Raw genomic sequence first — 24,905 nt, 5'->3', positions numbered from 1 at the left:
CGCTGCAGCGTTGTCTAGGCGATGGTCTGCAATACCTGATCGACCGAGATCGCCTTGACCCAGTCGCTGCGTCGCGCCACCGTGATGACGGTGCTGTTGGCGCTGTCGAACGGCGCCCATTCCGGATTTTTCTTGCGCATCAGCGCCACTACGGGCACATGCACGGCGTTCGCCAGATGCATGATCGACGTTTCCACCGAAATAATCAGGTCGCATTGCGCCAGCATGGCCGGCAGCTGGAAAAAGTTGTCGACGGCACTGAATGCCTGCGTGCGCGGCAAGCCATGCGCTTGTACCACGGCAGTTACCTTGGCCAGTTCCTGCGGCATGGCATTGATCAGGAAGCAGGCATTTGCCCACTTCGGCATGGCCTGCATGCGCGCGATCAGCTCGACGATGCGCTCCAGCGGCCAGCCGCGCTTGTGCGACTTGGCAAACGGGTTCAGGAGTACGAGCGGACCCTGGCGCGGGGCGAAGCCCCAGGCGTTCAACTGTTCCTGCGCCTGTTGCAACGCGAGTTCGGGAATGTGCACGAAGGGATAGCGTTCTGCCACGGGAATGTCGAGTCCCGTCAATTGATGGAACCAGTCCGCATACACGCTGCTGATATGGTGCTCGCCGGCATCCTGGCCCGCATACGAGGCCAGTACGGCGTCAATCTTGCGGTAGGCCAGGTAATGCCAGGGGCGTAGCGGGCTGAACGGTTTGCGCGTGCCGATCACCAGCCCACGCGGGCTGATCGCGCGGGCAAGATCAGCGTACTGCTGCGGCCGTACGTGGGCCAGCGACACGACGACGGGATAGTGCTCCGCCTGCGCTTCGCGCAGTGACTCTTCGTAGAGCGCGGGGCTGTAGGTCTTGCGGTATACCTTGGAGAACAGGCCCGACTGTTCTACCCAGTCATACAGCGAATAGGTGCGCAAGCCTTCCCATTGCCTGGCGTCGGACGTGCGGCGCACTTCGTCGACCCACAGGTGGATCTGCATATGGGGATAGGCCGCGGCAAAGGCGCGGAAACCGTTTTGCAGGTAGGTAAAGTCTCCCAGCGCCAGATGGGCGATGAAAAGAATTTTGTCCGACTTTTGTAGAAGTTCGGCGGGAATCAAAGGCGTCATGTATCAGTACGATTTCAGGTATTCATTCGATGGTGTCAAACTACTTGCTGGGAAAATTGCAGGCGATGCAGATTGGCATACGCGCCGTTGGCATCCAATAATTGCTGGTGACTGCCGGTTTCCATTATTTTCCCATGTGACAATACCACGATACGGTCCGCACGTTCAATTGTTGATAGCCTATGAGCAATAACTAAGGTGGTTTTACCTTGCATCAGGTGCTCCAGTGCCGCTTGCACGGCCCGTTCCGCCTCCGTATCCAGTGCCGAGGTGGCTTCATCGAGGATCAGGATGGGCGCATCCTTGTAGATGGCGCGGGCGATGGCCACGCGCTGGCGCTGGCCGCCGGACAGGCGCGAGCCGTTGTCGCCCAAGCGTGTTTCCAGGCCATCGGGCAAGCCGTCGATGACGTCCGACAGGAAGGCGGCTGCGGCGGCCGCTTCGATGCGCTGCCGGTCCGGCGCCGCATCGCCATACGCGATATTCGCGGCCAGGGTATCGTCGAACAGCACCACTTGCTGGCTGACCATGGCGATCTGGCTGCGCAGGCTGGTCAGGGCGATGGCATCGATATTCTGTCCATCGAGCAAGATCTCGCCACTGCTGGCCGAGTAAAAGCCGGGCAGCAGGCTGACCAGGGTCGATTTACCGCCACCTGACATGCCGACAAAGGCGACCGTTTGTCCTGGCGCGATGCTCAGGTCGATATGTCGCAGGGCCGGCTCCTGATGTCCAGGGTAGGCAAAGCTCACGTCCTTGAATTCGATGCGGCCTTTGCTGCGGCCAGCGAGCGGCTTGCCACCCGTGCGTTCCGGCGTCTTGTCGATCAGCTGGAAGACTTCCTCGGCGGCGGCCATGCCGCGCTGCAGGGGGCCATTGACTTCGGCCAGCTGTTTTAACGGTGTCAGCAGCATCAGCATGGCCGTGATGAAGGAGACGAAGCCGCCGACCGTGATTTGGCCCTGCTCCGACTGGAACAGGGCCATCACGATGACCAGGGCCACGGCGGCGGCAGTGATCACCTGAGTGATGGGCACGGTGGCGGAAAAGGTCGTCGTCATGCGCATGCTGTAGCGGCGCAATTGCTCGGCACGCTCTTCGAAGCGCGATTTTTCGTATTCCTGGCCGCCAAAGATCTTGATCACTTGCTGGGCGCGCGTGGTTTCCTCGATGACCTGGGTCAGCTCGGCATTGACGGCCAGCGAGTCGCGGTTGAGTTTTTTCAGGCGCTTGCCCGTGGTGCGCACGACGATGGTCAGCAGGGGCAGCAGCACCAGGGTCACCAGGGTCAGCACCCAGTTCAGGTACAGCAGCCACGCCAGCAGGCCCAGCACTGTCAGCGAGGAGCGCACGATCGACGTAAACACCTTGGTCACCATTTCGATGATCTGCTGCACTTCAAACATGATGGAGTTGATGACTTTGCCCACCGTGTGCGTGTTGTAGAAGTCGATGGGCAAGTTCAGCATGCTGGCAAACATCCTGCGCCGCAGTTCGTTGAGGATGCGTGTGGAGACATAGCTCATCAGGTAACTGCTGGCAAACGTCGATGCGCCGCGCATGGCAAAGATACCGATGACGATCAGCGGCACCAGCCAGAAGGAAAAATTGACCTTGCCACCAAAGCCATTGTCGAGCAGTAACTTGAGTGCATACGGCAACAGCGGCTCCGTGGCCGCCGTGACGACCATCGCCAGCAAGGCCAGGGCCAGGTGTTTCTTATAGGGCGCGTGCAGCGCGGTGAGGCGCTTCAGGTCGGGCGTGAGCATCGGTATGGTTCCTTGCAGGGGACAGCAAAAACGGTCAGGCGGAAAACGAGCTCAGGAAGTGCGTTCTTGCTGGCGCAGCATGGACCACAATATCACCATCGGGAAAACCAGCATGATGATGCCGATATTTAAGGTGAGCGAGTTCGTTGTCAGGCCAAAAATCATGTAGCACGTGCATAGCACCACGCCGGCCAGCGCATAGGGCTGGGCCGCGGCGCTGCCGCGCCGCAAGGCGCGCGCGAAGAGAGCCAGCGGTACAAGGAACAGGGCCAGCAGGGCCATTGCGCCGGTGATGCCGCGTTTAACCAAGGTGTCGAGATAGTCGTTATGCGCATTCGTGTAGTCGCTGATGACATTGCTCATCTTACCTTCCGCCACCAGCACGCGCTTCGCTTCCAGGTAACCGGTACGGCCTATGCCCACCACCAAATGGTCACGCGATATCAGCAAGGCCGTGCGCCACATTTCCAGGCGCTGTCCGACAGACGACCATTTGAGATCGGCGCCATGTTCAAAATTCTGCGTCTCCTCCACAGCGGCATGCATGCGCTTGCGTATCTGGGAATCAGGCATGGAGTAAGTGACCGCACCCAGCGCGACGATCGCGATGGCCGCGCTGGCGATATAGCGTTTGCCATCCTTTTTCGCGTAATGCAGGGCAATGATGCCAGCGCAAACGGGCAAGGCCAGCCAGCCGCTGCGGCTGCCGCTGACGACAGAGCCGAGTATCCCGGCCAGGCCGCCGACCAGCAAGAGTGCAGACCATGCCGCGCGGTGGCGTTGTTCGCGGGCCCAGACCAGGCCGCTCAGCGATAGCATGCCTAGCAACATGCTCACATTGCCGTAATGGATAGCGTTGCTTGTTGCCGCCTGGGGGCGTTCCACGTTCAGTATAATGAGTTGCCAAAAAGCCAGTGCGGCTCCGGCAACGGCTCCGATGGGGACACCGCTCCACCAAGCCTCTGGCCGCGGCGGATAAGCCAGCAGCAGCAGCAGTACCGGCACGGCCAGCAGCGCCCTCAATGGTATGTCGAATTCGCGTCCAGGATCGCCGTGGTACAGCATATTGGCGGTGAAAATAAGGAAGTAAGCCAGCATCACGCCCATCAGCAGATAGTCCCGGCGCTGCAGATGCAGGCGGGGGCGTTTCCATAGCAGCCAGCTGCTGGCCAGCAGCAGTAGCAGCGCGCCAAGGGAGTATCCGCTGTTGACAGCCAGCGCCAATGCCAAAAAAAGAAAAACACAAACAGAAGTCAGGCCGAACATGAATATCCTTGGTAACGCACGACGTCGCCATTATGGCAACTGTAGCAACATAAAGTAGGCGTCATTGTAATCGAAGGTGGCAGCAAAAACGCTCAGCGGGAATTTACTCTTCGATAACTATATGGGTGGTCTCAAGGGCGAAATGAAAAAAACCATGGTTTTTAGCCATGGTTTTTTTGTAAGCAATGGTAACTTGCTGTTATTTTGCCAAGCCCGGCAGGCCGGTCATGCGTTTCAGGCGCTGGCTGGCACGCGCGTGGCCACGCCGGTGGCGATGGCCGCTTGCGACACGGCAGGCGCGACCCAGCTGCGCAGGCGCTCGTCGAACGGCGACGGTATCAGTTGCAGCGGCGTCAGCGCGCTGGTGGTGTGGCCCGGCAATGGTTCTTTTGCCAGCGCGGCGATGGCGCGCACGCAGGCCAGCTTCATCTCTTCGTTGATGGTGGTGGCGCCCACGTCGAGCGCACCGCGGAAGATGTACGGGAAGCACAGCACGTTGTTGATCTGGTTCGGGTAATCCGAGCGGCCCGTGGCCACGATGGCGTCGTCGCGCACGGCATGCACCTTTTCCGGGGCGATTTCCGGATGCGGATTGGCCAGGGCGAAGATCAAAGGCTTGGCGGCCATCGATTCGACCATCTGTGCGCTGACCACGCCGCCCTTCGAGACGCCGATGAAGATGTCGGCGCCGAGCATGGCGTCGGCCAGGTCGCGGTCGCTCGTGTCGTTCGCGTAGCGCGCCTTGTTCTCTTCCATGCTGGCATCGCGGCCCGGGTAGATCACGCCTTGGCTGTCGCACACTTTCAGCAGCGACTTGTTCAGGCCTAGCGAGACGAGCAGGTCGAGGCAGGCAATCGACGCTGCGCCGGCGCCCGAGACGGCCACTTTCACATTGCCGATATCCTTGCCCACCAGTTCCAGGCCGTTCAGGATGCCGGCTGCGACGATGATGGCCGTGCCGTGCTGGTCGTCGTGGAAGACCGGAATGTTCATGCGCTTGCGCAATTGCTGCTCGATATAGAAGCAATCGGGCGCCTTGATGTCTTCCAGGTTGATGCCGCCGAAGGTCGGCTCCATGCGCACCACGGTGTCGATGAACAGGTCGGGATCGTTCTCCGCCAGTTCGATGTCGAACACGTCGACGTCGGCAAATTGCTTGAACAGGCAAGCCTTGCCTTCCATCACCGGTTTGCTGGCCAGCGGGCCGATATCGCCCAGGCCCAGCACCGCCGTGCCATTCGTGATCACGGCCACCAGGTTGCTGCGCGAGGTGTAGATGCCGGCCGTGCGCGGATCTTCCACGATGGCTTCGCAGGCAAAGGCCACGCCCGGCGAGTACGCCAGGGTCAGGGCACGGGCGTCGCCCAGTGGTTTGGTTGGCGTCACGGAAATCTTGCCTGCGCGGGGTTCCGCGTGATAGGCGAGGGCGGCTTCTTTCAGGTTGAAGGTTTCGCCGTTCTGTTCGGCGTGCTTGCTGTGGGAAGTAGACATAAGAATTCTGGGAAGGGCAACCAGGCCCGAGTGGTCAATCCGGGTCATGTTATGCAAGCGTTTGCACGCTGTCAAGGCTGGATTGTACTTAAGAGTCTCAAAACCGCTTTGGGCAACGGCATTATTACAATGCAAGCGTTTGCTCGGTTTTTGACGGCATGGGCATTTTTTGCGATAAAATCAGCGTATTGCGATCCGGGAAGCCCATGACAAACAAGAACCCCACCTTAAGCGACGTCGCGCGGGCCAGCGGCGTGCACTTTTCCACCGTCTCGCGCGTGATGAACCCGGCAACGCGGCAAATGGTCAGCGCCGAGGTGGCCACGCGTGTGCTGGCCGAAGCGGGCCGGCTCGGCTACCGGCCCAATCGCGCCGCCTCCACCCTGGTCACGCGCAAGTCGCGCATCATCGGCGTGGTCTTGCCCGACATTACCAATGCGGTATTTCCACCGATTCTGCTGGGCATCGAGGAAGGCTTGCGCAAGCATGGCTATCTGGCCATCGTCGCCAACGTCGGTGCCGACGAGGAAGAGCAGCTGTTCGTCATCAACCGGCTGCTGGGGCAGCAGGTCGACGGCCTGATTTTGGCTACCGCACGGCGCCACGATCCTGTCATCAAGATGTGCATCGACCAGAATGTGCCTGTCGTCACCGTCAACCGCAGCGACGAGACGGGCGTTGCTTCCTGCGTCGTCAGCGACGACGTGGTCGGCATGCGCCTGGCCGTCGAGCACTTGCTGGCGCTGGGCCACCGCCATATCGCGCACATTGCCGGCCCGGAAAACCTGTCCACGGGGCATGTGCGCCGCCTCGGTTTCCTGGCCGCCATCCAGGCCAGCGAACTCGATCCCTCGCAAGCGTTCGTGTTTGAAAGCAGCGGCTATTCGCGCGAATGCGGCAAGGCGGCCCTGCTGGCGCTGTTGCGCCAGTCGCCGCAGACGACGGCCGTGGTGACGGGCAGCGACCTGGTGGCCATCGGCTGCTACGATGCCATCCGCGAACTGGGCTTGAGCTGCCCGGAAGATATTTCCGTGGTGGGCCACAACGACATGCCGTACATGGACATGATCCGTCCGCCGCTCACCACCATCCGCATCCGCCACCACGGCATCGGCACGGAAGCGGCGCGGCTGATCCTGCAAACCATCGCCTCGCCCGATTCCGCGGTGCTCGATGTGCGCCTGAAACCCGAACTGGTGGTGCGCGAATCGACGGCCGCTCCCAGGGGCTGATGCAACACCAGTGGCCGCGCCGCTGCAAGGTGGTACACTGGCGCCCCTCAACGTATTTTGCCCTCCACCGCCATGACCAAAACCACCACGCCTTCCCCGAAACGCCGCGAAGAGGGCGTCGCCAAGCTGACCGTCAATCCTTTCCTCGATGCCGAGTTTTACGCACGCATGCGCGATTACACGGAGCGCGATGCGGCCATCATCAAGGAATTGAAGGCGATCGCCGAAATTCGCGCTGGCAACAAGCAGCCCGATCCCCGTCTGGCGCCGTCGTTGCAAGCCCTGCGCGACACTGTCAAGAAAGGCTTGAGCTTTGGCGAAATGCTGGAGCGTATTGCCGCCGGCAAGGAAAAAGGCCTGTGGGAACCGTGGATGACGACCTTCGGCATCGAGATCCGCGCCGTCAACTACGGCGCCGGCCCGCGCAACGCCTGCCTGGTGCTGGACCTGGCCGCCAATGCCCCGGCCCACGCGATGTTCGCCAAGGCGGGCATCCAGAACTGGCGCAGCCTGGCCGCCGACGACTGCTCCGTCGTGCGCTCGGAAAAAGCGACAGAGACGTCGCCACTGAAAGTGTACGCCGTGTTTTACCTGGATCCATTGCCAGCCTGATCCGCCAGCAGCACCACCGCCAGCACGATCAGCATCACGCCCGACAGCCGTTCCAGCAGCGGCAGCGCGCGCGCAAAGCGCTGCCGCAGGGCGCTGCTGCCGATGGCCAGCGCCACCGCCATATCCCACGCCAGCACGGCAAAAATCATCCACGCGCCATACGCCACCATCGCAACGGGACTCGTCTGCCTGGCGGCCAGCACGGTGGCCAGGCTGACGTAGAACAGCGCATTCTTCGGGTTCAGGATGGCGGAGACAAATCCCATCGCGACACCGCCGCGCCAGCGCGCCTTGCCGGTGGCGGGCTTTGCATCCAGGCTGCTCTTGCCCGCATGGCGCAAGAACAGCCAGCCCAGGTATAGCAGATAGGCGCATCCGGCCAGTCGCACCACCAGAAATGCTGTACTACCCGCCTTGAGCACCGATAGTCCCGCAAACGCCGCCACGATAAACACCGCATTGGCCAGCGTAATGCCCACGCATGTGCCAGCGGCACCGCGCCAGCCGTGGGCCAGCGAGGTGCGTGCGATCAGGAAAAAATCGGGACCGGGCGACAGCAGGGAAAGAAAGTGGGCGGCGGCGATGAAGAGGAAATCCTGCATGGAGTTTGGCTCCGGCAATGGCGATGCGCGAGTATGCCGGGGCTGACGACAGTCTGTATTGAAGAAAATTGCGGGCGTCTCAGCTGCCCTGGCCGCGATAGCGCCCCGGCGTGATGCCTGCATGCGCCTTGAAGACGCGCTGCAGATGGCTCTGGTCGGCAAAACCCAGCTCATGCGCCAGTTGAGCCAACGCTGCCCCCGTCTGCAAGCGGCTGCGCGCGCGGTTGACGTGCATATTGAGCTGGTAGGCATGCGGCGTCATGCCCGTGGCGGCGCGAAAAGCGCGGATCAATTGATAAGGGCTCAGGCCCGCCGCTTGCGCCAGTTGCCGCAGGCTGGCCGAAGGGCGCGCCTGCAGCGTTTCGAGCACGCGCGCCAGTTGCAGCGGCAGCGGCTTGCGTTCCGATGGCAGCAGGTCTGCACGGGTATCGGCGCAAGCGCCCAGGAACGCCAGCAGCGCAGCATCCTTCTCTGCTGCGCCGGCGCTTGAAAACAGCAGCGCATGCATGGCGCAAAATTGCGCGTACAGCCGCGGGCAGTGCAACACCGTCGCCGTGTCGCCATCGAGCGCCGGCGCGTGTGCTTGCAGCCATTGCGCATCGAGATGCAGCATCTGGTAGCTCCAGAAGGCGTCAGGCAGGGGATTGCAGGCGTGCACGCAGCCGGCCGGCACCAGCACCAGGCTGCCATTGCCGAGGGCGACCTTGCCGTCTTTGCTGCCCGTAAAGATGCTACCGCCAGCGTCGACGGCGCCAATCGAAAACGTGGGATGGCTGTGCGGCTTGTAGCACGCCCGGCTGTGGCAGGCGCGCCGGCTCTCCACGTGGGGCAGCGCCGGGCCGCGCCAGAAGAAGGCAGTGCCCGGCATGGCTACATCAGAATCACGTCGTATTGCTCCTGGTGGTAGGCATTTTCCACCTGCAGCGAAATTTTCTTGCCGATGAAATCACCGAGCATGGCCAGGTGCTGCGATTCTTCCTCTAAAAACAAATCCACGACTTCTTGCGAGGCGAGGATGCGGAATTCGCGCGGGTTGAACTGTTTCGCTTCGCGCAGCAGTTCGCGCAGGATTTCATAGCAGATCGTGCGCGAGGTCTTGACTTGTCCCTTGCCGGCGCAGGCGGGGCACGGCTCGCACAGGATGTGGGCGAGCGACTCGCGCGTGCGCTTGCGCGTCATTTCCACCAGGCCCAGCGGCGAGAAATTGCTCACCGACACCTTGGTGCGGTCGCGCGACAGCGTGCGTTTCAGCTCGGCCAGCACGGCGTTGCGGTGCTCGGCATTGTCCATGTCGATGAAGTCGAGGATGATGATGCCGCCCAGGTTGCGCAGGCGCAGCTGGCGCGCGATGGCGTGCGCCGCTTCCAGGTTGGTCTTGAAAATCGTGTCGGCAAAATTGCGTCCACCCACAAAGCCGCCCGTGTTGACGTCGATGGTGGTCATCGCTTCCGTCTGGTCGACGATCAGGTAGCCGCCCGATTTCAGGTCGACTCTGCGGCCCAGTGCGCGCAGAATCTCTTCTTCCACGCCGTACAGGTCGAACAGGGGGCGCTCGCCCGTGTAGTGCTGCAGGCGCGTCAGTTCGCTTGGCGTGTAGATTTCCGCGAATTCGCGCAATTTCACATAGTTTTCGCGCGAGTCGACCTGGATGGTGGCCGTTTCATCGCCGACGAAGTCGCGCAGCACGCGCTGCGCCAGGCTCAAGTCCTGGTGCAGCAGGCTGGTGGCGGGACGCGTGCGTGCGCCGTGCGTGATCGTGCTCCAGGTCTTGCGCAGGTAGTCGACGTCCGCCTTCAGGTCTGCGTCGGAAGCGTCCTCGGCCATGGTGCGCACGATGTAGCCGCCCTTTTCATCGGGCGGCAGCAGGCTTTGCAGGCGCACGCGCAATTGCTCGCGTTCCGCTTCCTTTTCGATTTTCTGCGAGATACCGATGTGCTTGTCTTGCGGCAGGTACACCAGCATGCGCCCGGCGATGGAAATCTGCGTCGACAGGCGCGCCCCCTTGGTGCCGATCGGATCCTTGATCACCTGCACCGTCAGCACCTGGCCGTCAAAGAGGATTTTTTCGATGGGAGCGGGCGTGGCGTTCTGGCCCTCGTGACCGCGCGCTTCCCAGATGTCGGCCACGTGCAGAAAGGCGGCGCGTTCCAGGCCGATGTCGATGAAGGCCGATTGCATGCCCGGCAATACCCGCACCACTTTGCCGGAATACACATTGCCGGCCAGGCCGCGCGTGAGCGTGCGCTCGATGTGCAATTCCTGCACGGCGCCCTGGAGTATGAGGGCGACGCGCGTTTCTTGCGGCGTGATATTGATCAGGATGTCTTCGTTCATGGAGGCGCGGTAGTGGAGGCAACGAATGACATCATACCCGGGATCAGGGCAGGGGCAAACCTGCTTCACGCAGCAATTGCGCCGTCTCGTACAGGGGCAGGCCCATGATGCCGGAATGGCTGCCTTCGATATGTTCGACGAACAGCGCGGCGCTGCCCTGGATGCCGTAGCCGCCGGCCTTGTCGTACGGCTCCGGCGTGGCGCAATACGCGGCGATGGACGCGGGCGAGAGCACGCCGAAGCGCACTTGCGACACCTGCGTGTGCTGCTCGGCGAAGTCCTTGTAGTGCACGGCGATCGAGGTGAGTACCTGATGCGTGCGGCCCGACAGCTGCTGCAGCATCGCCACAGCTTCCGCCCGGTCGGCCGGCTTGCCGAGGATGACGCCGTCGATGGTGACGGTGGTGTCGGCCGCCAGCACGGGGCGCGGGGTCAGGTGGCGGCGGCGCACCAGGTCCCAGGCGAAGGCGGCTTTTTCATTCGCCACGCGGGCGACATAGTCGAGCGCCGATTCGCCGGGAAGGACTTCCTCGGTGACGTCGGCGCCGCGCGGGCCATCGCTGCGCAGCAGCAGCAATTCGAAATCGATGCCGATCTGGCGCAGCAATTCGCGCCGGCGCGGACTTTTGGAAGCGAGGTAGATCTTGTGATCAGCCGTTTTCATGGGGGAGTTCAGACGCGGTGGTAGGGGTGGTTTTGCGTGATCGACCAGGCACGATACAGCTGCTCGGCGAGGATCACGCGCACCACGCCGTGCGGCAGGGTCATGCTGGAAATGCGCAGCATGCCTTCGGCACGCGCCTTGAGCTGCGGATCGAGGCCGTCGGCACCGCCGATCAAAAAGGCGGTGTCGCGGCCATCCTGCTGCCACGCCATCAACTGCTGCGACAGGCCGACGCTGGTCAGATCCTTGCCACGTTCGTCGAGGGCGATGATGCGCACGCCCTTGGGCAGGACGGCTTCGATGCGTTCGCGTTCCAGCGCCATCGCCGTAGCGGCGGTCTTGCTGCCGGAACGCTCCACCGGCTTGATTTCTTTCAGCACGATGCGCAGTTCCGGCGGCATGCGCTTCGCGTATTCCGCGAAGCCCGTCTCTATCCAGGCCGGCATTTTATGGCCGACCGCAGCGATGATGAGCTGCATCGAGGCTTACGCTTCGACTTTTTTGATACGCTTGATCACGGTTTTTGCCGGTGCAGCATCGGCTGCCGGTTTGGCCGCGCGCGGGGTGCGCACTTTTTTCTCTGGCAGCGCTTTCAAGGCTTTCACGGCAGCCGCTTCGGTCTTGGTCGGTGCGATTTTCACGGTCTTGCCGACAGCTTTCGAGGCGGCTTTTTTCGCCGGGGCTTTCTTGGCGGCGGAGGCTGTCGTGGCTTTCTTCGCTGGTGTTTTCTTTTCGATCACAGGCGAAACTTCGACCTTGGCCTTGCTCGCCGCCAGATGGCCGCTGATTTTCTTCGGCTCATCGTCGCCGGCTTTTTTCGGCGCGCGCTTGGCGGCACCGAGCTTGATCGGGGTGTCGCCCCAGATTTCTTCCAGGCGGTAGTAGGCGCGGATAGGCGCTTGCATGATGTGGACGATCATGTCGCCCAGATCGACCAGCACCCATTCACCCGTTTCCTCGCCTTCCATGCCGATGATCTGGCCGCCAGCGTCCTTGACCTTGTCGCGCACCGAGGCGGCCAGCGCCTTGGTTTGACGGTTCGAGGTACCGGAGACGATCGCGATGCGGTCGAACAGGCTGGTCAGGTGACTCGTTTCGAAGACGGCGATGTCTTGGCCTTTGACGTCTTCAAGGGCGTCAACGACGAGGGTTTGCAGTTTTTTGATGTCCATTTAGCTTTTGTATAAATTATGTTGTTCAATATAGTCTAGCACTAGCGGGGAAACAAGCGAGTTTGCCCGATTCCCCCGTTGTAATGCCGCACGTATTTCGGTGGCGGAGATATCCACCGCGAAGTCCTGTGCCAGATAAGTCAGACCGTGCGGCGTGTTGCGGATGCTGTCCAGCGACCCCAGGCGGCGCGAAAATTCGTCGGCGACCACTTGCGGTACTGCTGTGTCATTCAGCGCGAAGCCGGGGCGGGCCGCGACGCAGATATGCGCGTATTCAAATAATTGCTGCCATTCGCGCCATGTCGCGAGCCGCTGCAGCTGGTCGGCGCCCATCAGGAAAACGATGCAAGCGCGCGCGCCCAGCTCGGCGCGTACCTGGCGCAAGGTATCGATGGTGTAGCTGGCCTGGCCATGTTCGCTGCGCTCGATTTCCTGGCGGTCGATCACCACGGGCAAGGACAGGCCGGCAAAAGCCAGGCCGGCCATCTCGGCGCGCTGCTGGCCGGTGGCGCCCAGCTTGCTCTTTTGCCAGGGCGCGCCCGCCGGAATCACGCGCAGCTCATCGGCGTGCAGCAGGCTGGAAAAATGCGTGCCCAGCGCGACATGGCCCATGTGCACCGGATCGTAGCTGCCACCCAGCAGCGCCACGCATGCCGTACTACCCGCCGTGCCAACTTCGGTCACGCCTGCAGCCAGTCGCGATGCACGAGGAAGTCAGTATACAACGCCGCTTCGGGACTGCCCGCTTCCGGGTGCCAGTCGTAGCGCCACTTGACCACGGGCGGCATCGACATCAGGATCGCCTCGGTGCGTCCGCCCGACTGCAGGCCGAACAGGGTGCCGCGGTCGAATACCAGGTTGAACTCGACATAGCGTCCGCGCCGGTAGCACTGGAAATCGCGTTCGCGTTCGCCGTAGGGCGTGTCCTTGCGCCGCGCCAGGATCGGCACATACGCGTCGATGAAGGCGTCGCCGGCGCTGCGCAGCATGGCAAAGCTGTCGTCAAAGCCCAGGGCATTGAAGTCGTCGAAGAAGATGCCACCGGCGCCGCGCGCTTCGCGCCGGTGCTTCAGGTAGAAATAATCATCGCACCACTGCTTGAACTTCGGATGCAGCTGCGCGCCAAACGGCGCCAGCGCAGCATGGCATACCTGGTGAAAGTGCTTCACGTCGCCCGCGTCGCCGTAGTACGGCGTCAAATCCATGCCGCCGCCGAACCACCATACGGGAGCGCCATCGGCATTCACGGTGCTGAAAAAGCGCACGTTCATGTGCACCGTCGGTGCGTAGGGATTGCGCGGATGCAGCACCAGCGACACGCCCATCGCTTCCCATGCCTTGCCACCCAGTTCAGGGCGCGCGGCTGCGGCCGATGGCGGCAGTGCGGCGCCGGTGACGTGCGAAAAATTCACGCCGCCACGCTCGAACACATTGCCTTCCTCGATCAGCCGCGAAATGCCGCCACCGCCCTCGGGGCGCTGCCAGGCATCGGTCAGGAACGGCTTGCCGTCCTGCGCTTCGAGCGCCTGCACGATACGGCTTTGCAAATCGAGCAAATAGGCTTTGACGGCCGAAGGAGAGGGAGTTGACGACATCGCGTGGGCCGACGAGGCCGAAATAAAAAAGTAAGGACGGATTGTACCCTGTAACGGATTTTTGTGATAGCAAAACCGGCGATGCTGTTGCCGGCCCTGCTTTACTGAGGCGGCTTGTCCTGTATTACCTGCACCTCAAATTGGGGCGCATCCGCGCCTGGCTGGCGGGCGCCCTCCACCATGCTTGCCGCGCGCTGTTGCAGGTCCGTGCGTTCGATCGTGTCGGCCGGCTGCGCCAGCGGTGCCACAGGCACTGCTTGCTCGCGCTTGAACCATGCGCGTCCTGCATACGTCAGCATCGTCAGTATCGCCAGCAGCAGTGCCGCAGCCATGATGGTGGAAGGGCGCGGGCGGGGCCGGCCATATTGAGTCGGCGGTTTGCCGGCGGCGTCGACGATCAAGCGCGCCAGTTGCGAGCCGTTCGCGCGCGTGCGCGCTTGCAGCTCCTTGTATTGCAGCGGCGATAGCGTGCCCTGTTTCAGCATCTGGCGCAAGGCCGTGACGGGCGTGGCGGCAAGGTGATCGGCCGGCAGGCTGTCGTGGGCGGCGTCGCGCTGCCAGGCGTTGATCAGGTTCTGCTGGTACAGCGCATCGACCGCTTGCCGGTTCACCTGCCGCAGCGCGGCGCTGGCCAGTTGCCGGCGTGGTTCATCGGCGGGCAGCTTGCGCAGCGTCCTGAAAAAACGCTCCTCGGGCACCAGTTCGGCGCTCAGCAGCCAGGCCAGCGTCTTGATCTGGTCGGCATTCATCGCCAGTTCGGGCACATCGATGTCTTCGGCGGCGTTGTGCGCGCGCTGGATCTCAATGATCTGCAGCTCGGCCAGCGTATCGTCGTATTCGTCGCTGGTGATCAGGTCCAGTTGCCGCAGTTCGCCGAGCGGTTTGAGGCGCGGATCGGTGCTCATGGCCGCAGGCCTCCGGTCACAACCCCGTAAAGCACGGACATCACCAGGATCATGCCCAGCACGATCAAGGCGCTTTTCCAGGCCGGTGGCCGCTTGTACGGGATGCGGTCGTGACCATGACGCAGCCTGGACGCTTCCATGATTTCGCGCGCCAGTGCGCTGCCATGTTCACGCACGTGCACTTCCAGCGCCTCGAACTGCGCCGTCGGCAGGATGTCGTTTACCACCAGCCAGCGCATGGCGATCCACGGCGTATACAACATGCGGTCGGCCGGCACCGCCGCATGTGCAGCATCGCGCTGGAACTGGTTCAGCAAATCGAGCTCGTACAAGGCGTCGACCTCGCGGCGGTTGTAGTACCGCACCCCCTCTGCTGCCAGCGCCTGTTGCCGGGGTGGCAGTGTGGCCGCGCGCTTGTCGAAGTCATTCTTGGGCAGCAGATCGGTCAGCAGCAGCCAGCCCAGGGTGGTGACCAGGTCGGCGTCCTGCGCCAGTTCCGGCATGTCGACCGGCTCCTCGGGCGGGTGCAGGCGCTCATGGGCGGCGACATCGCGTTCCGAGTTGGCCTCGTCGAGTTCCTGCGCGGTGATCAGGCCCAGCTGGTGCAGCTGGTCCAGCGATGCGTGGGGTGGTTCGGTATGCATGAATTTACTCTTTTATTTACTCTTTTATTTTGGCCTGGCGCAGCTCCAGGGCAAATTGTGGCGTTACCGACCAGCCATTGCCGGCAGCGTCGCGTTGGAAGGTAAACTCGCCTTCCTGCATCACCGCCGTGCCGCCGTTGAGCATGCCCAGCAAGGCGTCATTGCGTTCGATCAGCAGGCGGCAGGAATAGATGCCCGGCGAGATTTCCTTGCATGGCGCCAGCGGTTCGATTTCGGCGATTTCGCGCGTGCGCTCCATCGATTGCGTCAGCGAAAACGCTTGCCGTGGCTGGGGCATGATGCGCGCACCATCCATGCCGTCGCGGAAAGCCTTTTCCAGCGCCTCGCGCCCCAGGGGCTTGGCTTGCTGGGCAAAGTCGCCATCGCGGATGGTGCCAAAGCGCGCCTTGACCAGCAACGGTTGCGCACCCGTATAGCTGATGCGGCTCTTGCTGCCGCTGTCGTCGCGCGCGACGGTATAGGCATAGCCCATCTTCTTGCCATCGAGTGCTATCGTGGCCAGGCAGCCACGGATATGCTGTGACGAGGCGTAACCGGCTTCTTTCACGTCTTGCAGGCTTGCTTTGCCCGTGCCTTCCGGCGCCGCCTTGTTGAGCATGCGTGTCATGGTGGTGAGCGTGTCGGTGGAGTCGCACTCGGGCACGGAATTGCCGCTCATCACATACCAGACCATGCCGGCCAGCGCCAGCGGCGCGCCGATCAGCCAGGCCAGGCGCGAGCCGGGAAACAAACCGTCGAGGACCACGCCGCGTACCGCCTTTTTATGTTCATCCTGGCGCGCTTGCGCATGCCGGACCACGCGCTTTGCATCGTCGCTGCCGCCGGCCTCGATGCGCTGCACCGTGGTCTTGAACTGCGCGCGCGGCAGCAGCCCCACATGGAGCATCCAGTTCAGCGCTTCGCCCGGCGTGGGCAGCAGAACGTCGCCGGGCAGGTGCGGCAGCGCCTGTTGATAAAGCTCTGGCGTAATGATCGCTTCGTCGCGCAGATGATCGAGCGATTCGCGATTGAGCACCTCCACCACCTGCTGCAAGATCGACAAGCGCAGTGCCAGCTCGTCGCCGCTGAAGTGGCGCGCCACGCTCGACGACAGGCTCGTCACATCCTCGGACGTAACGATCTGGCGCCGGTACAACCACAGCAAGGTGTCGGGTAGCGGCGTACCGATGGCAAGCTGCGGCAAGTCGGGATGCGCCAGCGCCTGCTCACGCTGGCGGCGCGTGAGCAGCTTCAGCACATGCAGCGCCTCGACGGAAGTATGCGTGGACACGGGGAGATTGCTTGTCATCGGGAATGGGTTTATCAAAATTTAAGATGATAAATTTTACAATGCAATCTCGTTTCCCTAGCGTACTATTGAAGTGGCGCCTGATCCAGTTCTGTCCTGAACTGGGGTGTTACTGACCAGTTCTTGCCATCTTTGCTGCGCTGGAAAGTAAAGTCGCCTTGCTGCAGCACCGAGACGGCCAGCACCTTTGTCGCGGCAGCGGGTGCAAGGTCGTTGCGGGCCAGCAGCAGGCGGCAGGAAACCACGCCAGGCAATACTTCCTTGCATGGTGCCAGCGCTACAATATCGCCAATTTCACGGTAGTGCTGCGGCGACACCACTGCGTTGAGGTTGACATGGTAGAGCGGCTTGCCGCGCAGTGCATCCATGCCGGCCAGTACTGCATTCTTCAGCCCATCGCGCCCGATGGGCTGGCCCTGCTGCGCAAAGCCGCCATGCCAGGCGATGTCGGCAAAGCGCGTTTGCACGATGCCCGGATGCGCGTGGTCATACTCCAGGCGGCTTTTGCGGCGGCCTTCCACACGCGAAATGGTCCAGGCGTATTGCAGCGGCTTGCCGTCCTGCATGACGGTGCCCAGGCAGCCACGGGTTTTTTGCGACCAGGCATAGCCGGCCTGCTTGACATCGTGCAGGCTGAATTTGCCATCCGTGACCGCGGCCACGGTTTGTCTGGTGTCGCAGCGCGGTACCGCATAGCTGCTGAACCAGTACCAAGCCAGGCCGGCGACGAGCAGCGAGGCAAGCGTCAGCCAGGTCAGGGGGCTCACCGGGGCATCGTTGTCTGGTGCGGCAAGGCCGGTTGGAATGGTCATGGCGAGGAATGGGGGGGGCAATCAAAATGAAAACGGGCCGGGGCGAATGCATTCCGCGCCGGCCCGTCGTGTGATCGCTATGGAGCGATCAATGCTTCAAACCGCGCCAGCCGATGTCGCGGCGGTACTGCGCGCCGTCGAAATGGATTTTTTCCACCGTTTCATATGCCTGCTTTTGCGCCATCTTGATGCTGTCGCCCAGGCCGACCACGCACAGCACGCGCCCGCCGTTGGTGACCAGGCGTTCGCCCTCGATGCGGGTGCCCGCATGGAAGGTGACGGAGTCAAGCGTTTCGGCCGGGATGTCGCCAATCGGCGTACCCTTGACGGGATCGTCCGGGTAGCCGGCAGCGGCCATGACGACGCCGACAGCCGTGCGGCGGTCCCATTCCAGTTCCACCGCATCGAGCGTGCCGTTGACGGCATGTTCCATGACGGTGACCAGGTCGGTCTTCAGGCGCGCCATGATCGGTTGCGTTTCCGGGTCGCCCATGCGGCAGTTGAATTCCAGCGTCTTCGGCGTGCCCTTGTCGTCGATCATCAGGCCCGCGTACAGGAAGCCCGTAAACGTGATGCCGTCCTTGGCCATGCCCTGGATGGTTGGAACGATGATCTCGCGCATGACGCGCGCATGCATGGCCGGCGTGACGATCGGTGCTGGCGAATACGCGCCCATGCCGCCCGTGTTCGGCCCCTGATCGTGGTCCTTCAGGCGTTTATGGTCCTGGCTGGTGGCCAGAGGCAGGATGTTCTTGCCGTCGCACATGACGATGAAGCTGGCTTCTTCGCCGGCGAGGAATTCCTCGATGACGATGCGCGCGCCTGCGTCGCCGAACTGGTTATCGGACAGCATCATGTCGACCGCCTGGTGCGCTTCTTCCAGGGTCATGGCAACGACCACGCCCTTGCCGGCGGCCAGGCCGTCGGCCTTGATGACGATCGGTGCGCCCATGGCATCGATGTAGGCATGCGCGGGAGCGACGTCGGAAAACGTCTGGTAGGCGGCTGTCGGGATGCCGTGGCGCTGCATGAAGGCCTTGGCGAAGTCTTTCGACGATTCCAGCTGCGCCGCTTCTTTCGTCGGGCCGAAGATTTTCAGGCCGCGCGAGCGGAACAGGTTGACGATGCCTGCCGCCAGCGGCACTTCCGGGCCGACGACCGTGAGGCTGATGTGTTCCTGCTGAACGAAGTCGGCCAGCAATTGCGGGTCGCTGATGTCGAGATTGACCAGGCGCGCATCGCGCGCGGTGCCGCCGTTGCCCGGCGCGACATACACCATCTGTATGCGTTCGGACTGGGCCAGTTTCCAGGCCAGGGCGTGTTCGCGGCCGCCAGAGCCGACTACCAGAATTTTCATAGGGACCGTTCGTTCAAGGTGGGTTGCAGGGCGGCGGTGCCGCCCTTGTGTGCAGAGTGATTAATTCTCGATGAGGGCGTTGGTAAAGACTTCCTGGACATCGTCCAGCAGCTCCAGCGCATCGATCAGCTTTTGCATCTTGATGGCGTCGTCGCCCGCGTAGACGGTTTCCGTCGCCGGCTTCATGATGACTTCGGCCACTTCGGCCTTGAAACCGGCCGCTTCCAGCGCTTCCTTGACGGTGGCGAAATCGTGCACGGGAGTGAGCACTTCGAAGCCGCCTTCTTCATCGGCGATGACGTCGTCGGCGCCCGCTTCCAGGGCCGCTTCCATCAGCTTGTCTTCGTCGGTGCCCGGCGCGAACAGCAATTGGCCGCAATGCTGGAACATGAAGGCGACGGAGCCTTCATTGCCCATGTTGCCGCCATTCTTGTTGAAGGCGTTACGCACTTCGGCTACCGTACGCACCTTGTTGTCGGTCATGCATTCGACGATGACGGCCGCGCCGCCCACGCCGTAGCCTTCGTAGCGCACTTCTTCATAGTTGGCGCCATCGACGCCGCCGCTGCCGCGGTTGATCGCGCGCTGGACGTTGTCTTTCGGCATATTCGCGTCAGCCGCCTTGTCGACCGCCAGGCGCAGGCGCGGATTGGTGATCGCGTCGGCGCCGCCCATGCGGGCCGCGACCGTGATTTCCTTGATCAGGCGCGTCCAGATTTTGCCGCGCTTGGCATCGGTGGCAGCCTTTTTATGCTTGATATTGGCCCATTTGCTATGTCCTGCCATGTCGAATCTTCCTTAGACTAGGTGTTCAATTGTGGCCGACATTTTAGCATATCGGCCCCCGGCCAAGCGGCATGGCCCCGTCATCAGGATGACACAAACTGTTGCTAAAGTGACGCGCTTTCACTATATCGAGGGCGCGACATCATGGCAAGTCAAATGGACAGGCGGCAATTTCTGAAATTGGGTGGCTTTATTACCGTGTCGGTGGCCACCGTCGGCCTCGCCGCCTGCGGCAGCACCGATTACAGCGATCCTGGCGTACCGCTGGCCTCGGGCAGCGACTGGAAATTCCCGCAAAGCGTGGCCTCGGGCGATCCGCGCGCCGACAGCGCCATGCTGTGGACGCGCGTTGTGCCCGCCAGTTTTGACGCCGTCGCGCCCGCTGTGGCCGGCAAGTCCGACGTGGCCGTGCGCCTGATCGTCAGCGCCAGCGACAATACGGCCGCCCTGGGCAGCAACACGGCCCTGGCCGGCACGCCCATCGTCGACGCCAAGCTGCCGCTGAAAGCCGATTTCGACAATACCCTGCGCCACAAGGTGACGGGATTGCAGCCGGGTCAGGTGTATTTTTACCAGTTCATCGCCGGCGACGTGCGCTCGAACGTGGGCCGCTTCAAGACGGCGCCTGCCGCCACTAGCGACGTAGCGCAGTTGCAGTTCGCCTACCTGACATGCCAGGACTGGAGCATCAACCACTGGGGTGCGCTGTCGCACATCGCCGCCAACGAAACGCTCGATTTCATCGTCCACCTGGGCGATTACATCTATGAAACGGTGGGCGAGGCCTTCCAGAGCGGCGCCGTGGAAAGCCGCCACGACCAGCTGAAATTGCCCGATGGCACGTTCAAGAGCGGCAGCGCGGGCGCCAAGTACGCCACCACGGTGGCCGATTACCGCTACCTGTACAAAAAATACCGCACCGATACGCGCCTGCAAGCCGTGCATGAGCGCTTCGCCTTCATCGCCGTCTGGGACGACCATGAGTTTACGGACGACGCCTGGCAGGACGCGTCCACCTATGACGGCATCGTGGCGACAGATGGCAGCGATTTGCACCAGCCGGCGCGCCGCCGCAGCGCCAACCAGGCCTGGTTCGAATACATGCCGGCCGACGTCACGTTTGACGCCGCCGCAACAACGTTCCAGAATATCCAGATCTACCGTGATTTCCAGTTCGGCAAACTGATGCAGCTGGTGATGACGGATGAGCGCCTGTACCGCGCCGACCATGCGATCGCCGAGTCGACCATCAATCCGGCCACGGGCAAGCCGCTGGGCAGCATCGGCAGCCGCTACCTGGTGCCGCAAGCGCTGTTCGACAGCGTGGAAGGGCAGAAAATGGCGGCCGCCACGAAAGCCGGCACGGACCCGCTGGCCGCCGTCGGCATGCTGGGCACGACCCAGCGCGACTGGTGGAAAAGCAAGATGAAGGCGGCCACGTCGACCTGGAAGCTGTGGGGCAATGAAGTGTCCTTGCTGCGCATGGGCCTGAATGGCACGGATGCGATTGCCACCTTGCTGGCCTTGAGCGCCATGTCGAACGTGGGCAAGGCCATTGCCAGCACCCTGCCACTGGTGGGCGGCAGCGTGCCGCTGGCGTCCGCCATCGTGGCCGCTTCGACGGCGGGCGCGTCGTCTGGCGTGGCGCAGGCAGCGGCCATGGCGATTGCCGCTGCCGCCGCGAATGCCGGCGCGCAGGGTGCCGCAGCCGTGGGCGCCGGCTTGAGCGCGGCCCAGGCCGGCATCACGGTGGCCGCCTACAACAGCGGCTCGCCGGCCGCCGCCGCGCAAGTGATCGCCTTCGGCTGGATCAAGCCCGACGTGCAAACCAAGGGCGCCGCCTCAAGCTTTGTCGCCGCTTCCGGCCAGCAAGCGGCGCTGGCGCCGTTCTTCACGCGTTTCCTGCTCAATTGCGACCAGTGGGATGGCTATAACAGCGAACGCAAGAACCTGATGGCGCACCTGAAAACGAATGCCATCGGCAACGTGGTGGCGCTGACCGGTGATATCCACTCGTTTTTTGCCGGCACCGTCAGCGACGATTTCGACGCCGCTGGCGGTGGCACGCCCGTGATGGTGGACCTGGTGTCGGCCGGCGTCAGCTCGGATTCTTTCTTCAGCTACCTGAAGTCGGCCGCCGGCACCATGGGCGATATCGGCACCCTCGTCAGCTACCCGCTGGCCATTCCCGTCACGGGCCTGGGCACCGTCAATCTCGACGTCAACCTGCTCGACTACACCATGGGCAAGGCGGCGCCCACCGTCGACAGCCTGCTGGAGCAGTTGCGCGTGCAGCTGCGCGGCGCGCTGGCCGCCAAGGGCGTGCCGGAAGCGCAGCTCGACGCGACGGTAGCGGCCGTGCAGGCGGGCTTGAAAGCAAGCACCGACTTCAGCGCGACCTTGCTGGGCCTGGCGCAGCAATTGTCCGGCCTGGGCAACAATCCATGGATCAAGCACCTGAATACGGATGCGCAGGGTTACACGGTGGTCACCTTGACGCCGGGCAAGCTGGCGGCGCAGTTCAAGCAAGTCAACAAGTTGATCGGCACGGCGGCGCCATCGAACGTGATTGCGCGGGTGACGACGGCGACGGTCAATGCTGGGACGGTGGCGGTGGTTATTTCCTAACCCAAAATGCAAGGACTGGGGTCGGACCCTCAGGGTCCGACCCCGGTATTTGCCGTTGGGGTTATCAGCTTGCTTTCGCTTTTGCCATTACAATCTGGGCATGAGCTCCAGTTCCCCGCAAGCAACTCCTCCATCTATTCCCCGTTCCGTCTACCTCGGTGGCCTGGCCATCGCCGTGGGCGGGGCGGTGCTGTTTTCCACCAAGGCCATCGTCGCCAAGCTGCTGTACCGCTACCAGATCGACGCCGTCACCCTGATCGCCTTCAGGATGATTTTCTCTCTGCCCGTGTTCGCCGTCATCGCCTGGTGGAAAATGCGCACGCAGCCGCCGTTGTCGAACAGCGACCGCTGGCGCCTGGTCGGGCTGGGCCTGGTCGGCTACTACCTGTCCAGCTATCTGGACTTCCTGGGCCTGCAATATATTTCCGTTGGGCTGGAGCGCTTGATCCTGTTTCTCACGCCCACTTTCGTGCTCTTGATTACCACCGTGTACTTCAAGCAGAGCATCAGCCGCTTGCAGTGGCTGGCCTTGCTCACCTCGTATTGCGGCATCGTGCTGGTGTTCGTGCACGACTTGCAGGGCGGCGCCAGCAATGTGGCGCTGGGCTCGACTCTCGTGTTGGGTTCGGCCTGTTCGTATGCCGTGTATCTGCTGGGCTCGGGCGAACTGGTGAAACGCATTGGCTCCATGCGCCTGGTCAGCTACGCGATGTGCGTGGCCAGCTTTGCCTGCATCGCCCAGTTTTTCATTCTGCGTCCCGTCGAACTGCTGATCCAGCCCATGCCCGTGTATGGTCTGTCCTTGCTCAATGGTATCTTTTGCACGGTCATGCCCGTCTTCATGACGATGATCGCCGTCGAACGCATCGGCGCGCCCGTCGCCTCGCAGGCGGGCATGATCGGCCCCGTGTCGACCCTGTTCTTGGGCGCCATGATTCTCGATGAGCCGATCACCAACTGGCAACTGGCTGGCACCAGCCTGGTATTGGCCGGTATTTACTTGCTATCGAAAAAGAAATAATTCCCCCACCCACTGAAAATGCTCTCAACATGAAAACACGCATCGCCCTGATTGCCCACGACAAGAAAAAAGATGACATGATTACCCTGGCGGGCGAATATTTGGACTTTTTGAAGGGGTGCGAACTGTCGGCCACGGGCACCACGGGCGGCCGCTTGATCAACGAGCTGGGCTTGCAAGTGGAGCGCAAGCATTCGGGCCCCTTCGGCGGCGACTTGCAGATCGGCTCGCTGCTGGTGGAAGGCATGATCGATTGCGTGATCTTCCTGCGCGACCCGATGACGCCGCAGCCGCACGAGCCGGACATCAATGCCCTGGTGCGCGCCTGCGACGTGCACAACGTGGCGTGCGCGACGAATCTGTCGTCGGCGCACCTGGTGCTGTCGCAGCTGCAGGCGCTGGCCGTTGCTGCCGCCTGATTCACCCAGACAAGGAGATGAGCATGAGCGCAACAATTACCACCAAGGCCATCCGCGTACAGCGCGTGGGCGGCCCGGAAGTGATGGAATACGTGGATGTGGAACTGCCGCCGCCCGGCCCCGGCGAGGCGCGCGTGAAACACGAGGCCATCGGCCTCAATTTCATCGACGTGTATTTCCGCACGGGTCTGTATCCGCAGCCGCTGCCCAATGGCCTGGGGGTGGAGGGCGCGGGTATCGTCGAGGCGGTGGGCGAGGGCGTCACGGAAGTCAAGGTGGGCGACCGCGTGGCGTATGCGGCGCGCATCAATGGCGCGTATGCGCAGCAGCGCAACTTGCCGGCGGCCCTGCTGCTGGCGCTGCCCGAGCGCATCGCTTTCGATACGGCCGCCGCCATGATGCTGCAAGGCTTGACGGTGCAATACCTGTTCCACCGCACGGTGGCGCTGAAGGCGGGCGATACCATCCTGTTTCACGCGGCGGCGGGCGGCGTGGGTCTGATCGCCTGCCAATGGGCCAAGGTGCTGGGCGTCAACCTGATCGGCACGGCCGGTTCCGATGAAAAGGCGGCGCTGGCCAAGGCGCATGGCGCGGCCCACGTCATCAACTACAACACGGAAAACTTCGTCGAGCGCGTGCGCGAGATCACGGGCGGCAAGGGCGTCTCCGTGGTCTACGATTCCATCGGCAAGGATACGTTTGCGGGCTCGCTCGACTGCCTGGCGCCGCTGGGCATGATGGTCAGCTTCGGCAGCGCCTCCGGCCCCGTGCCGGCGTTCACCCTCAGTGAACTGGCCTCGCGCGGTTCGCTCTTCATCACGCGCCCGGCCCTGTTCAGTTATGCCTCGAACCGCGCGAACCTGGAAGAGATGGCTGCCTCGCTGTTCGGCGTCGTCAGCAGCGGCGAAGTCAAAATCGAGATCAACCAGCGCTACAATCTGGCCAATATCGCCCAGGCGCACACGGACCTGGAAGGGCGCAAGACCACCGGCTCGACCATCATCGTGCCATGAGCGGCGGCAGCGGAAACGACGGCACGCCGAAATTCGGCCGCCTGCTGATCGTGCTGGTGTTGGCCGTGGCCCTGATCGGCGTGCTCACCTTTGCCGCCGAGGCGTATTATTCGTAGGTGAAAAAAAACCGGCTGGCGCATTGCTGCACCAGCCGGTTTT

At 62.6% G+C, this 24,905-nt stretch carries 23 protein-coding genes and 1 pseudogene; 6 read left to right on the top strand and 18 right to left on the bottom strand.

Features of this window, described 5'->3' with window-relative positions; genetic code table 11:
- Positions 1-14 precede the first annotated feature (14 nt).
- The 4 genes and pseudogenes from CNX70_RS24540 to CNX70_RS24525 form a co-directional block, all read right to left on the bottom strand.
- Positions 15-1,115 (bottom strand): glycosyltransferase family 9 protein, encoded by a 1,101-nt coding sequence (locus tag CNX70_RS24540; protein ID WP_096237680.1) that lies wholly within the window; start codon positions 1,113-1,115, stop codon positions 15-17.
- Positions 1,116-1,150: 35 nt separating this feature from the next.
- Entirely contained in the window at positions 1,151-2,884 is a 1,734-nt protein-coding gene (msbA, locus tag CNX70_RS24535) for a lipid A export permease/ATP-binding protein MsbA (RefSeq protein ID WP_071075669.1), read from the bottom strand.
- Positions 2,885-2,935: 51 nt separating this feature from the next.
- Positions 2,936-4,150 (bottom strand): O-antigen ligase family protein, encoded by a 1,215-nt coding sequence (locus CNX70_RS24530; protein WP_096237679.1) that lies wholly within the window; start codon positions 4,148-4,150, stop codon positions 2,936-2,938.
- Between the two features lie 252 nt (positions 4,151-4,402).
- A pseudogene (locus CNX70_RS24525) lies at positions 4,403-5,641 on the bottom strand (malic enzyme-like NAD(P)-binding protein); the annotation flags it as partial.
- Positions 5,642-5,847: 206 nt separating this feature from the next.
- On the opposite strand from CNX70_RS24525, the gene CNX70_RS24520 reads away from it, so the two are divergent.
- Together CNX70_RS24520 and CNX70_RS24515 are read left to right on the top strand one after the other, a co-directional pair.
- Positions 5,848-6,873 (top strand): LacI family DNA-binding transcriptional regulator, encoded by a 1,026-nt coding sequence (locus CNX70_RS24520; RefSeq protein ID WP_096238666.1) that lies wholly within the window; start codon positions 5,848-5,850, stop codon positions 6,871-6,873.
- A gap of 72 nt (positions 6,874-6,945) precedes the next feature.
- On the top strand, positions 6,946-7,485 hold the full coding sequence (locus CNX70_RS24515) for a hypothetical protein (RefSeq protein WP_244198947.1): 540 nt from the start codon (positions 6,946-6,948) through the stop codon (positions 7,483-7,485).
- Here CNX70_RS24515 and CNX70_RS24510 read toward each other — a convergent pair.
- From CNX70_RS24510 to CNX70_RS24445, 14 genes are all read right to left on the bottom strand, one after another.
- Entirely contained in the window at positions 7,461-8,087 is a 627-nt protein-coding gene (locus tag CNX70_RS24510; protein WP_096237676.1) for a LysE family translocator, read from the bottom strand. The genes CNX70_RS24515 and CNX70_RS24510 overlap by 25 nt on opposite strands.
- A 79-nt stretch (positions 8,088-8,166) precedes the next feature.
- Positions 8,167-8,955 (bottom strand): helix-turn-helix transcriptional regulator, encoded by a 789-nt coding sequence (locus CNX70_RS24505; protein ID WP_096237675.1) that lies wholly within the window; start codon positions 8,953-8,955, stop codon positions 8,167-8,169.
- Between the two features lie 2 nt (positions 8,956-8,957).
- The gene (gene rng, locus CNX70_RS24500) at positions 8,958-10,421 is read right to left on the bottom strand and encodes a ribonuclease G (RefSeq protein WP_096237674.1); all 1,464 of its coding nucleotides are present in this window, start codon (positions 10,419-10,421) and stop codon (positions 8,958-8,960) included.
- 43 nt (positions 10,422-10,464) lie between these two features.
- On the bottom strand, positions 10,465-11,085 hold the full coding sequence (locus CNX70_RS24495) for a Maf family protein (protein WP_096237673.1): 621 nt from the start codon (positions 11,083-11,085) through the stop codon (positions 10,465-10,467).
- Between the two features lie 8 nt (positions 11,086-11,093).
- On the bottom strand, positions 11,094-11,564 hold the full coding sequence (gene rlmH / locus CNX70_RS24490) for a 23S rRNA (pseudouridine(1915)-N(3))-methyltransferase RlmH (RefSeq protein ID WP_034747108.1): 471 nt from the start codon (positions 11,562-11,564) through the stop codon (positions 11,094-11,096).
- A 6-nt stretch (positions 11,565-11,570) separates the two neighbouring features.
- Positions 11,571-12,257 carry a ribosome silencing factor gene (gene rsfS, locus CNX70_RS24485; RefSeq protein WP_096237672.1) on the bottom strand — a complete coding sequence of 229 codons (687 nt, stop codon included), beginning with the start codon at positions 12,255-12,257 and terminating at the stop codon, positions 11,571-11,573.
- Positions 12,258-12,941 (bottom strand): nicotinate (nicotinamide) nucleotide adenylyltransferase, encoded by a 684-nt coding sequence (nadD, locus tag CNX70_RS24480; RefSeq protein ID WP_279629329.1) that lies wholly within the window; start codon positions 12,939-12,941, stop codon positions 12,258-12,260.
- A complete protein-coding gene (hemF, locus tag CNX70_RS24475; protein WP_096237670.1) occupies positions 12,938-13,852 on the bottom strand; it encodes an oxygen-dependent coproporphyrinogen oxidase in 915 nt (304 codons plus the stop codon). The genes nadD and hemF overlap by 4 nt, the downstream gene beginning before the upstream one ends.
- 101 nt (positions 13,853-13,953) lie before the next feature.
- Positions 13,954-14,757, bottom strand: coding sequence for a hypothetical protein (locus tag CNX70_RS24470; protein WP_096237669.1), 804 nt, complete (start codon positions 14,755-14,757; stop codon positions 13,954-13,956).
- On the bottom strand, positions 14,754-15,401 hold the full coding sequence (locus tag CNX70_RS24465; protein ID WP_096237668.1) for a hypothetical protein: 648 nt from the start codon (positions 15,399-15,401) through the stop codon (positions 14,754-14,756). Before CNX70_RS24465 ends, CNX70_RS24470 begins: the two co-directional genes overlap by 4 nt.
- Before the next feature lie 16 nt (positions 15,402-15,417).
- Positions 15,418-16,692 carry a hypothetical protein gene (locus CNX70_RS24460; protein ID WP_096237667.1) on the bottom strand — a complete coding sequence of 425 codons (1,275 nt, stop codon included), beginning with the start codon at positions 16,690-16,692 and terminating at the stop codon, positions 15,418-15,420.
- Between the two features lie 83 nt (positions 16,693-16,775).
- Positions 16,776-17,522: a hypothetical protein gene (locus tag CNX70_RS24455; RefSeq protein WP_096237666.1), complete on the bottom strand. Its 747-nt coding sequence runs from the start codon at positions 17,520-17,522 to the stop codon at positions 16,776-16,778.
- An 88-nt stretch (positions 17,523-17,610) separates the two neighbouring features.
- Positions 17,611-18,879 (bottom strand): phosphoribosylamine--glycine ligase, encoded by a 1,269-nt coding sequence (gene purD / locus CNX70_RS24450; protein ID WP_096237665.1) that lies wholly within the window; start codon positions 18,877-18,879, stop codon positions 17,611-17,613.
- A gap of 60 nt (positions 18,880-18,939) precedes the next feature.
- Positions 18,940-19,665 carry a YebC/PmpR family DNA-binding transcriptional regulator gene (locus CNX70_RS24445; protein ID WP_010401062.1) on the bottom strand — a complete coding sequence of 242 codons (726 nt, stop codon included), beginning with the start codon at positions 19,663-19,665 and terminating at the stop codon, positions 18,940-18,942.
- A 144-nt stretch (positions 19,666-19,809) separates the two neighbouring features.
- On the opposite strand from CNX70_RS24445, the gene CNX70_RS24440 reads away from it, so the two are divergent.
- The 4 genes from CNX70_RS24440 to CNX70_RS24425 all read left to right on the top strand — a co-directional run bounded on the left by CNX70_RS24440 (position 19,810) and on the right by CNX70_RS24425 (position 24,746).
- The gene (locus CNX70_RS24440) at positions 19,810-22,293 is read left to right on the top strand and encodes an alkaline phosphatase D family protein (protein WP_244198946.1); all 2,484 of its coding nucleotides are present in this window, start codon (positions 19,810-19,812) and stop codon (positions 22,291-22,293) included.
- A 100-nt stretch (positions 22,294-22,393) separates the two neighbouring features.
- On the top strand, positions 22,394-23,314 hold the full coding sequence (locus CNX70_RS24435; RefSeq protein ID WP_096237663.1) for a DMT family transporter: 921 nt from the start codon (positions 22,394-22,396) through the stop codon (positions 23,312-23,314).
- Positions 23,315-23,343: 29 nt separating this feature from the next.
- A complete protein-coding gene (locus CNX70_RS24430; RefSeq protein WP_096237662.1) occupies positions 23,344-23,733 on the top strand; it encodes a methylglyoxal synthase in 390 nt (129 codons plus the stop codon).
- A 23-nt stretch (positions 23,734-23,756) separates the two neighbouring features.
- A complete protein-coding gene (locus CNX70_RS24425; protein WP_096237661.1) occupies positions 23,757-24,746 on the top strand; it encodes a quinone oxidoreductase family protein in 990 nt (329 codons plus the stop codon).
- Positions 24,747-24,905: the final 159 nt, after the last annotated feature.

This window comes from Janthinobacterium svalbardense, from assembly GCF_002327145.1.
Taxonomy (GTDB): domain Bacteria; phylum Pseudomonadota; class Gammaproteobacteria; order Burkholderiales; family Burkholderiaceae_D; genus Janthinobacterium; species Janthinobacterium tructae.
Note: the sequence above shows the minus strand (reverse complement) of the source record. Positions and strands in the feature narration are given on the sequence as shown.

Bases quoted from the DNA above. Each gene is read 5' to 3' on its own strand.
- hemF (WP_096237670.1), bottom strand. From the start codon at position 13,852: ATGTCGTCAACTCCCTCTCCTTCGGCCGTCAAAGCCTATTTGCTCGAT.
- CNX70_RS24435 (WP_096237663.1), top strand. From the start codon at position 22,394: ATGAGCTCCAGTTCCCCGCAAGCAACTCCTCCATCTATTCCCCGTTCC.
- CNX70_RS24440 (WP_244198946.1), top strand. From the start codon at position 19,810: ATGGCAAGTCAAATGGACAGGCGGCAATTTCTGAAATTGGGTGGCTTT.
- CNX70_RS24465 (WP_096237668.1), bottom strand. From the start codon at position 15,401: ATGCATACCGAACCACCCCACGCATCGCTGGACCAGCTGCACCAGCTG.
- CNX70_RS24530 (WP_096237679.1), bottom strand. From the start codon at position 4,150: ATGTTCGGCCTGACTTCTGTTTGTGTTTTTCTTTTTTTGGCATTGGCG.
- CNX70_RS24505 (WP_096237675.1), bottom strand. From the start codon at position 8,955: ATGCCGGGCACTGCCTTCTTCTGGCGCGGCCCGGCGCTGCCCCACGTG.
- CNX70_RS24495 (WP_096237673.1), bottom strand. From the start codon at position 11,085: ATGAAAACGGCTGATCACAAGATCTACCTCGCTTCCAAAAGTCCGCGC.
- rng (WP_096237674.1), bottom strand. From the start codon at position 10,421: ATGAACGAAGACATCCTGATCAATATCACGCCGCAAGAAACGCGCGTC.
- rsfS (WP_096237672.1), bottom strand. From the start codon at position 12,257: ATGGACATCAAAAAACTGCAAACCCTCGTCGTTGACGCCCTTGAAGAC.
- CNX70_RS24445 (WP_010401062.1), bottom strand. From the start codon at position 19,665: ATGGCAGGACATAGCAAATGGGCCAATATCAAGCATAAAAAGGCTGCC.
- CNX70_RS24455 (WP_096237666.1), bottom strand. From the start codon at position 17,522: ATGACCATTCCAACCGGCCTTGCCGCACCAGACAACGATGCCCCGGTG.
- CNX70_RS24470 (WP_096237669.1), bottom strand. From the start codon at position 14,757: ATGAGCACCGATCCGCGCCTCAAACCGCTCGGCGAACTGCGGCAACTG.
- CNX70_RS24425 (WP_096237661.1), top strand. From the start codon at position 23,757: ATGAGCGCAACAATTACCACCAAGGCCATCCGCGTACAGCGCGTGGGC.
- CNX70_RS24510 (WP_096237676.1), bottom strand. From the start codon at position 8,087: ATGCAGGATTTCCTCTTCATCGCCGCCGCCCACTTTCTTTCCCTGCTG.
- CNX70_RS24515 (WP_244198947.1), top strand. From the start codon at position 6,946: ATGACCAAAACCACCACGCCTTCCCCGAAACGCCGCGAAGAGGGCGTC.
- msbA (WP_071075669.1), bottom strand. From the start codon at position 2,884: ATGCTCACGCCCGACCTGAAGCGCCTCACCGCGCTGCACGCGCCCTAT.
- rlmH (WP_034747108.1), bottom strand. From the start codon at position 11,564: ATGCAGCTCATCATCGCTGCGGTCGGCCATAAAATGCCGGCCTGGATA.
- CNX70_RS24520 (WP_096238666.1), top strand. From the start codon at position 5,848: ATGACAAACAAGAACCCCACCTTAAGCGACGTCGCGCGGGCCAGCGGC.
- purD (WP_096237665.1), bottom strand. From the start codon at position 18,879: ATGAAAATTCTGGTAGTCGGCTCTGGCGGCCGCGAACACGCCCTGGCC.
- CNX70_RS24540 (WP_096237680.1), bottom strand. From the start codon at position 1,115: ATGACGCCTTTGATTCCCGCCGAACTTCTACAAAAGTCGGACAAAATT.
- CNX70_RS24430 (WP_096237662.1), top strand. From the start codon at position 23,344: ATGAAAACACGCATCGCCCTGATTGCCCACGACAAGAAAAAAGATGAC.